Source organism: Palleronia pelagia (assembly GCF_900110115.1).
Classification (GTDB): domain Bacteria; phylum Pseudomonadota; class Alphaproteobacteria; order Rhodobacterales; family Rhodobacteraceae; genus Palleronia; species Palleronia pelagia.
The window spans coordinates 1-8,208 of the sequence record NZ_FOCM01000021.1 but is presented as its reverse complement, the minus strand read 5'-3'; the positions used below and the strand labels follow the sequence as shown (position 1 = coordinate 8,208).

Annotated in this window: 11 protein-coding genes; 10 read left to right on the top strand and 1 reads right to left on the bottom strand. The window is 61.7% G+C overall.

Going from position 1 to position 8,208, the window contains the following annotated elements; all coding sequences use genetic code 11:
- The first annotated feature begins 483 nt into the window (after positions 1 to 483).
- From BMX96_RS18980 to BMX96_RS18940, 10 genes are all read left to right on the top strand, one after another.
- Complete coding sequence (locus tag BMX96_RS18980; protein WP_091846909.1) at positions 484 to 798, top strand: hypothetical protein; 315 nt, start codon at positions 484 to 486, stop codon at positions 796 to 798.
- The gene (locus BMX96_RS18975; RefSeq protein WP_091846908.1) at positions 795 to 1,181 is read left to right on the top strand and encodes a hypothetical protein; all 387 of its coding nucleotides are present in this window, start codon (positions 795 to 797) and stop codon (positions 1,179 to 1,181) included. The genes BMX96_RS18980 and BMX96_RS18975 overlap by 4 nt, the downstream gene beginning before the upstream one ends.
- On the top strand, positions 1,178 to 1,651 hold the full coding sequence (locus tag BMX96_RS18970; protein WP_236737156.1) for a hypothetical protein: 474 nt from the start codon (positions 1,178 to 1,180) through the stop codon (positions 1,649 to 1,651). The genes BMX96_RS18975 and BMX96_RS18970 overlap by 4 nt, the downstream gene beginning before the upstream one ends.
- Positions 1,648 to 2,652, top strand: a complete 1,005-nt coding sequence (locus BMX96_RS18965; RefSeq protein WP_139210157.1) for a hypothetical protein — start codon at positions 1,648 to 1,650, stop codon at positions 2,650 to 2,652. The genes BMX96_RS18970 and BMX96_RS18965 overlap by 4 nt, the downstream gene beginning before the upstream one ends.
- Positions 2,653 to 2,686: 34 nt before the next feature.
- Complete coding sequence (locus tag BMX96_RS18960) at positions 2,687 to 3,529, top strand: transglutaminase-like domain-containing protein (protein WP_175481799.1); 843 nt, start codon at positions 2,687 to 2,689, stop codon at positions 3,527 to 3,529.
- A gap of 115 nt (positions 3,530 to 3,644) precedes the next feature.
- A complete protein-coding gene (locus tag BMX96_RS18955; protein ID WP_175481798.1) occupies positions 3,645 to 4,136 on the top strand; it encodes a hypothetical protein in 492 nt (163 codons plus the stop codon).
- Between the two features lie 194 nt (positions 4,137 to 4,330).
- On the top strand, positions 4,331 to 4,498 hold the full coding sequence (locus BMX96_RS19735; protein ID WP_175481797.1) for a hypothetical protein: 168 nt from the start codon (positions 4,331 to 4,333) through the stop codon (positions 4,496 to 4,498).
- A gap of 221 nt (positions 4,499 to 4,719) precedes the next feature.
- The gene (locus BMX96_RS18950; protein ID WP_091846904.1) at positions 4,720 to 5,601 is read left to right on the top strand and encodes a transglutaminase family protein; all 882 of its coding nucleotides are present in this window, start codon (positions 4,720 to 4,722) and stop codon (positions 5,599 to 5,601) included.
- Between the two features lie 890 nt (positions 5,602 to 6,491).
- Entirely contained in the window at positions 6,492 to 7,331 is an 840-nt protein-coding gene (locus BMX96_RS18945) for a DUF305 domain-containing protein (protein WP_091846903.1), read from the top strand.
- Positions 7,332 to 7,455: 124 nt separating this feature from the next.
- Entirely contained in the window at positions 7,456 to 7,923 is a 468-nt protein-coding gene (locus BMX96_RS18940) for a hypothetical protein (RefSeq protein WP_139210156.1), read from the top strand.
- A 12-nt stretch (positions 7,924 to 7,935) separates the two neighbouring features.
- On the opposite strand, the gene BMX96_RS18935 is transcribed toward BMX96_RS18940, so the two are convergent.
- A partial coding sequence (locus tag BMX96_RS18935) for a transposase (RefSeq protein WP_175481796.1) occupies positions 7,936 to 8,208 on the bottom strand: 273 nt, incomplete at its 5' end.

The following is an 8,208-nucleotide window of genomic DNA, read 5'->3' as shown; positions in this document are numbered from 1 at the left end:
GACCCATGTCCCTTGACCTCGCCGCCTGAGAGGCCGAACCTTCACATGCCCGGAACACGCTGCCAGGGAATTTCCACAGCATTCGAGACACGACCGCGCAAGCGTGGAGAGCACAGTCACGGCATAGCCGTTCCGGTCCTCGCCGACGGACGCTTGGAGAAACCGGTCGAACTCGGGCGGGTGCGGGTTGAGAACACTGGGGTCGGCCATTGCCAATCCTTTCAAGGTTTGCAGGAACGCAGATCGCCCCAGTTCCCAAAGGATACGCGCAGGGCGGGCTCCCCGCCCTTACACATGTCAGTGCGGACGACTGCGCACTCGCGAAGGTCGCATCCGGTTCGGTGCATAAGACTAACATGCGCTAGCACCAGTCGGACGATCCCGAGATACAAGAGACCAAATCGTTCGACTGGTCCGTCCCAGACTCCAAGGGACCGGCAACTGAGATGAGCGACGGACCTGCCAACATCGCCGAGACTGAAGATGAACACGCGCTCGACCAGATCGACGGTGACATTTTTGAACCCGTTCAGCTTGCCGGGATACCCTGAAGATCTGCCCGCAGGCGATTACGAGGTTCTTGTCGAAGAAGAGCTTCTCCAGGGGCTCAGCTTCGAGGCGTATCGCCGGACTGCTACCTACCTGACGGTACGCGGGAGCGGCGGTCATGTGGGACGGACAGAGATACGGGCGATATCCAAGAGTGACTTGGAAGAGGCGCTGAGCCGAGATCGGGCCGCGACCGAGAAGAACAATAATGGCGAGGCGGCGCTTTCCCCGCAGGAGGACTTGAAATGAAGACTCCCGAATGGCTCAAACCCGGCATCTATGGTGCTGTGATCGGCGCGGCTCTTGTCGGCGTGGTCGGTTTTACCTGGGGCGGCTGGGTGACCGGCGGGACGGCGAACGAGAGGGCAATGGCGATGTCCCAAGAGGATGTCGTCGCCTCGATGGTGCCGGTTTGCCTCGATATGGCCCGCTCCGACCCGTTGCGGGCAGGCAAGTTGGAATCTATCCGAGCCGCCTCGACCTACCAGCGGCGCGACGCACTCATGACAGCCGGCTGGGCGACGATGCCGGGTACAGACTTGCCGAACCGAGATATCGCGCAGGCCTGCCTGGCGGCCCTTGATGTTGACGCTTTGCCGGAGCGCCCGGAAAGCGCGGTCGATGAAGGATGAACCGCGCCATGCCGATAGCATCCCCGGAGACCACCGAGCTCGAACGGCGTGTGCTGGCTCATGAACGGATCCTGCAAGCTCTGATCGCTTACATGGCCCGCACCGAACCGCGTTTTGTGGAACACCTTCGAGAACGGTTCGTCGAGCCGATGAGTATGGCCCGGCACGAAAATGACTACCGCGAAACCGACCACTACGCGGAAGAATTCATTCGCGCCGTGATGCTCCTCGGAGAAGCACGCGCGACGAAATCGAAGAAGCCGGACATGGCCGACAAGCAGCTCGTGCCGCCCAGAAACAAAGGGGAAAAGGGGCCCGCCATGGACCGGTCGGCGCAGCAAGGTGAGGTTGAGATACGCGAAAGAAACGGGATCTGGGAGGTGCAAGTCGATGGCAATTTTTCCGGCGACTACCACCAGAAGGAGCATGCCCTTGCGGCTGCGGCCCTGCACAAGCTGTCATTGCGATGACCGATAGCACCCGCCCAACGTTACCGCACGCCCCCCCGATCGAGGTAGCCGAGAACGAAGGCATGCCGCCGGGACCAAATTTTATCGGCTTCTCGCCACCATTCGCGCAGACCCGACAGGTCACCGGTACGCTCACGCTTGCGCTTTCGAGAACACGCACGGCGACCGACGGGCTCCGGTCCGCAAAGGAAAAGCTGATGAGACATCCCGAGGAAGCACCGAAACACCCGCTGGCAAGGCTGATCGCCAGGATGGCAGTCGTGGCCGGCATGATCGCCTCTCTGGCGTTTCCGGTGCTCGCGCAGGACGGCACCGGTCCGATGCCGGAGAATGCAGAAGCCCGGAGCTATGGCGGCGGTTGGAACTGCGCGCTCGGATACCGGGTGGCGGGCGAGGAGTGTGTCACCATCGACATCCCGGAGCATGCTTATGCGACCGGCCGGTCTTACGGTTCGGGCTGGGCGTGCCGGCGCGGTTACGAGGAAGCCGGAGGGACCTCTTGCGCAGCGATCTCGGTTCCCGACAATGCGTTCCTGCGATCCTCCGGCTATGAATGGCAGTGCGATCGCGGGTACCGACGAGATCGCGAGGCTTGCGTTCCAATCGTCCTGCCTGACAACGCCTATCTCACCGACGACACCTCAGGCTTCGGATGGACCTGCGATCGCGGCTTCACGGCCAGTGCAAGCGACTGCGTTCCGATTGCGATCCCCGAGAACGGCTATCTCACCCATGCGGACTACGGTGACGAATGGGCCTGCGAAAGAGGCTTCTTCGAAATCGATGGCCGTTGCGATCCCGTTGCGCTTCCGGCGAACGCCTTTCTGGACCCGGCGTCCTACGGGCCGGGATGGCGCTGTGAGCGGGGATTTGAGACCGTCGACACGATCTGTGTTGCGATCGACCTTCCGGTAAACGCGCATCTCGATCGATCCGGAAACTCATGGCGCTGCGATCGCGGCTTTCAACTTGCGGGTGGGGAGTGTGTTCTTGGACGATAAAGCGCCCCGATCAGGCCACGGCGACGCCCCCGGCATCCGGATGCGGATCGGTTGCCGTCTGAAATACCGGCTCACCCAAAAGACACCCATCATCGCGTTGTTGAACGTGCACTTCTCGCGCTTCGGCGACCTGGAGCGGGCCGATTATCTGGTGACCTCGCCCAGTGTGCCGCTGGAAAGCTATCGCGACGGTTTCGGAAACTGGTGCACGCGAATGATTGCGCCGGCAGGCGACTTCACGTTGTCCACCGACGGAATCTTCCGGGATGGCGGATTGGCGGATCCTGTCGCTCCGGATGCGGCACAGCTGGCCGTACAGGATCTTCCCTCCGAGACGCTCGTCTATCTTCTTGGCAGCCGCTATTGCGATACGGACATCCTGTCCGACGAAGCGTGGCGCTTGTTCGAGAGCACGCCGCCAGGCTGGTCGAGGGTGCAGGCGATCTGCGACTTTGTGCACACAACCGTCTCGTTCGATTACATGCAGGCTGACGCGACGCGCACGGCCTCTCAAACGCTGGCCGGGCGGAAGGGGGTTTGCCGCGATTTTGCGCATCTGGCGATCGCGTTGTGCCGTTGCATGAATATCCCGGCCCGCTACTGCACCGGGTATCTGAGCGAGTTCGGCGAACCCGAGCCCCACGCCCCGGACGACTTCGCGGCCTGGATGGAGGTCTTTCTCGATGGCCGTTGGTGGGTGTTCGATCCGCGCAACAACTCAAGACGCATGGGACGGATCCTGATCGCCCGCGGCCGGGATGCTGTGGATGTGCCGCTGACCCAGACTTTCGGGCCGAGCACCCTGACGCAGTTCGACGTCTGGACGTGGGACGCAAGACATGGCCCAGCCGAGACGGCGCCTGTGTCTCGGAATTGAACCGGTAGCGTCCCATCGCTGGACGGAAGTGTTCGTTCGTCGTCGGCTCGCGAGGCCGGCCGCTCTGCCGGTGTTCCCGTCATGGCATCCCAAGTCACCATCCTGGAGAACCGAGATGACCAATTCGATCAAGACGACCGCCCTATTCCTGCGACCGTTCCAGCTTCCGAGCTTCAACGAGACCCTTCCGCCGGGCGAATACGAGATCGAGACCCAGTTGCTGGAACCTGTGGACTGGATCGAACCGGGCACATGGACCTCGTCCGTGCTGGTCCGGCTGCATCCGCGCGCCTCGCATCCAGGGCTCAGCCGAACGCTCACCGTGCCGCTCGCCGAACTGGAGCACGCGGTTGCCAAGGACAAGCTGACCGGCAAGGCGTTGACGGATTTCTTTCTCGAAGAGATGCTCGCTGATCCGATGATCTGTCTCATCATGCAGGCCGACAGCGTGGCGGAGCAGGACCTTCGCGCTCTCTACTCTCCCCAGTTGGACCAAATGCAGGCAGAGCAAGGCGGCCCGTCCAAGAGGGGAGGGCCCCGTCGCGGGATAAGCGGGGATGTTTCCGGCCCACGCTCAGGAAGCGTGCGCCCGGGCATCGGAGAATGACAGCCGTGTCGGGCGGATCGTTCGCCGTCCGCGGTCGGATTTACGGGATTCCGAAATGACCGATGACCCGATTGATCTCGAAGGCCGCAGGGCCTTTGCCGGACAGCGTGCGTCGACAATGCGACGGCGCCCTGCAAACGACCAGCCTTTACTAGCACTCGCAGCAACCTCACCTCAAAAGCCTCGAAGAACAGATGTTCGCGGAACCGGCGCGGACATGGGCCGAAGTCCTGAAGAAATGGCGCTTCCTTCTCGACCGTCGCGCGATGACGCCCGAGGCTGGCGATGAACGCATTCAGAAACTCATCAAGCGCGCGCTTTGCAACATGGAACGATTGGAAAAACGCGAGGAGCGGAAATGACGATCAAATCAGCGGACATCGACTTCGGGACAGTCAAGGCGGTGGCTGACGTCGCCGGCGAACGGGCCTGCCTGAGATGCAAGTCGACCTTCTGGAGCGAGGGGTTCGGCGAACGGATATGTTCCCGTTGTAAGGGATCGTCCGTCTGGCGCTCGGCAATTCATGAGGGCAGTGGACGGGGCCGGCGGCGCTCGGGCGATCGATCGTCATAGGTCTGACCGATGCCATCCGTCACGATTACTCACACGACACAGTATCAATATGGAACCGAGGTCCCTCTCGGACCGCACAGACTGATGCTCCGTCCGCGGGAAACCCGGGATCTCATCCTGACGTCCTTCGACCTCAAGATCAGTCCGGAAGCTCGCATCGACTGGTCCCACGACGTTGCCGGCAATGCGGTCGCGACGGCACGGTTCGACACCAACACGAAGATGCTTTTGATCCGGTCGTGCGCACGTGTGAACCTGCACGCCCCGGTGTGGCCAGTCTTCCCGATTGCCGCCGCCGCGGCCTCGTACCCGTTCGTGTATGCACCCGACGATTGGACCGATCTCGGCGCCCTGGCCGTGCCGCAATATGCGGACGACACGGGGCGTCTGTCGCGGTGGGTCGAGCGTTTTGTCATGGCACGGCCCACGGATACGCTTTCGCTGCTGAAAGATATCGGCAACGGCATCACCGCCGGGATTTCCTACCAGAGCCGCGAAACGGAGGGCACGCAAGGACCTCTGGAGACCCTCGACAGGGGATGGGGATCGTGCCGGGATTTCGCCGTGTTGTTCGCAGAGGCAGTCCGGACGCTTGGCTTCGGGGCCAGGCTCGTATCCGGATATCTGTTCAATCCCTCGGGAAACCAGATTGGATCGGATCATTCCGGTTCCACGCACGCCTGGGTCGAGGTCTTCGTTCCCGGAGCGGGCTGGATCCCCTTCGACCCGACAAACAGATCGGTCGGCTCCACCAATCTCATTCCCGTTGCCGTCGCGAGGAGGATCGAGCAGGTTGCGCCGATCAGCGGAAGTTTTCACGGGAAACCGTCAGACGTCTTGTCGATGGAAGTGAGCGTGGATGTCGAAGACACCGCGTGCATGCGTTCCTAAGTGACGAGGCGAGGAATCGAATTGTCTGTCGATGCTCGCAGCGACCTTCAGAACCGATGGCATCGAGGAAGGGACCCGCTGCTCCGCTGGATAAACAGCGCAACCGTTGGAGGTGTGCGACGCGAGTTGAAGGTCCGCAAATCGCGCCACAGCAGCCACGTGCGCAGATGCTGCTAATTCACACATTGTCCCGCGTAGCCGACGCTCGATGTCGTCGCGGCGAACGGCCGCTTCCCGCCCTTCCCGTCGAGCTTCAGGTTGTGCGCAGTACATCTGTATCGGCGTGTGCGCTTCACCCGGCGGCTAGCGAACGTTCGATCTCCGTTCCGTGTGGTCGAACGCGACCCCAGTCGAAGCATTCAGGTCGCGCAGAAATAAATCAATTCTTAACAGTGACTTACAAGCTATTCACCAAATCGGCGCAGTCATGAGGTCGAGAGAATATCTGGCCTGAGAGACCGCTTCCGTGCCTTCTCGCGCCTAGGGCAGTGCTCAGCCCGTCCCGCATAACCCTCGAACACAACGGAAAAATCCGGCCGCAGCCGGATCGGGAGAACGCTTTCGCGGGGGCAAGTGGCGGAGGAGAAGGGACCGGGATCGGACGTTCTCTACAACATAAGTCATTGTAATTGTATGCATTTAAGTGGTTCGAAAGGTCATTCGGATCATTCGCGACTGTCAGCGAAACGAACTGAAGAAGTTACGGACTGCTTCTTGGACGAGGGAGAAGCGGCGGAGGCCGCGGCTTCAATAGCGCGTTCGCAAGCGCGTACCTGCTTGGCCATGTCGCAAAATGTAACGGGAACTTGAAGAACGGGGCCACGTTTTTTCCATGACGGATCGTGAATGCTTCGCAAGGGAGCATTCGCGTGCAAGATAAGGAGGCACCCATGTCCTACTGGCGGTTCGCCGCGATGATTGCGACCTCGACCGTCGTCATGTTCATCCTGATGTATCTCAACACCTACGCGCTCGAGCACCTCTTCTGGTCGGAGACGCGCGCCTACATGGCCGTGCTGATGGGCGCGACGATGGCAGTCATCATGCTGGCCTACATGCTGTCGATGTATTCGTCGAAGACGATAAACACGGCGATTTTCGTGGGCTCGATCATCGTCTTCGCGGGGTCGCTCTGGCTCGTGCGCAGCCAGGAAACGGTGCAGGACCGATCGTTCATGTCCGCGATGATCCCGCACCATTCCATCGCCATCATGACGTCGAGCCGGTCGGAACTGACCGACCCGCGGGTCAAGAAGCTGTCGCACGACATCATTGCCGCGCAGAACCGCGAGATCGCCGAGATGCGCTATCTGATCGCCGATATCGACGACACCGGCGAGACGGAAGAGATCTTCCGCGATGCGCCGCCGCGAGTCGGCACCGTTGAAGACGCATTGGACAACACGCTGGTCGCCACGCTCGATCCCTCGCCGGTCGCGCTTGATGCGCTGCCCGAGGGCACCGATACCGGCGCGCTGGAATGCGGGTTCCGTCGCGTCGAGACTGAAGATCCCATTCTGCTCGCGAATGACGACGGCGCGATCACCCAGTTGAACGGCGTGATCCTGCCACTTGAGGCCGAGGCCCCACGGACCTACACCGCCCCCGGCATCACCATGACGCTGAACGATGTCGACGAAGCCGATTGGCGCGGCGGTGCCGAACTGATCTTCGCGCTCGACGAGGGGCTGACGGTCGGCTACCGAGGGTTCTACGACTGTGATCTGTGACGGCCGGCATCAGATGGGCTGGCACTGCCATCGGTGACGACGCCGATAAGCAGAAAGGGCCGCTCACATCGTCAAGCTCTTTTCTCTCGACCTTCCGGTTCACCGCTTCGCCTGGCACACACTCTTGGTCAGTCTTGCCGGGATGGCGCTACCACTTGTCTTCTATGTCGGGCTGACCCCGGGGTTCGTCGGCCTGCTCCTCGGCGGCGGGCCGGCGCTGTCGCGTTTCATGAGGCAGGTCGTGACCAATGGCGTCCTGGTGGTCTTCGCAGTCAACTACGTGGCCTTCTTCCTTTACGCGTCGGCCACCGCGCGAGACGATCCGGCCCGAAGCCCGGTTCCGGTCCTGGCTCTTGACGTCCTGGCGCGGCTTGCGACCTTCTTCGGCCTGCACATCCTGATCTACGCGCTTTCCGCCGACTGGTTCGGGTCTTTCGGAGGCAGTCGCGCAACCGCGCTTCGTGTCGTGGCACCCACTCTCGCGCGCTCGGCCTTTTTCGAAAACATCTCGGGGGTCTATCTCTACGCGACGCTGGTAGGTCGTGTCTCGAATGCTGTGGAAATTCCCTGGCAGCGTGTTCCGGGCATGTGAAGGTTCGGCCTCTCAGGCGGCGAGGTCAAGGGACATGGGTCCGAGGGGCTGAGAGAGGGTCTCCCATCCGTCGACCTTGCGCATCTGGATCTGGCCGGAGGCGAGCAGCGCCCACAGCAGCATGGGCACGGTCTCTGCGCATGGCAGCACGGTCTGCGTCTTGATGCGGCGCCGAAATTCGCCGTTCAGCCGTTCGATGGCGTTGGTCGTGCGCGCGGATTTCCATTGCGTCGGATCGAGCCGTGTGAAGGTGAATAGCCGGTCGCCTGCTTCTTCCAAGCTGTC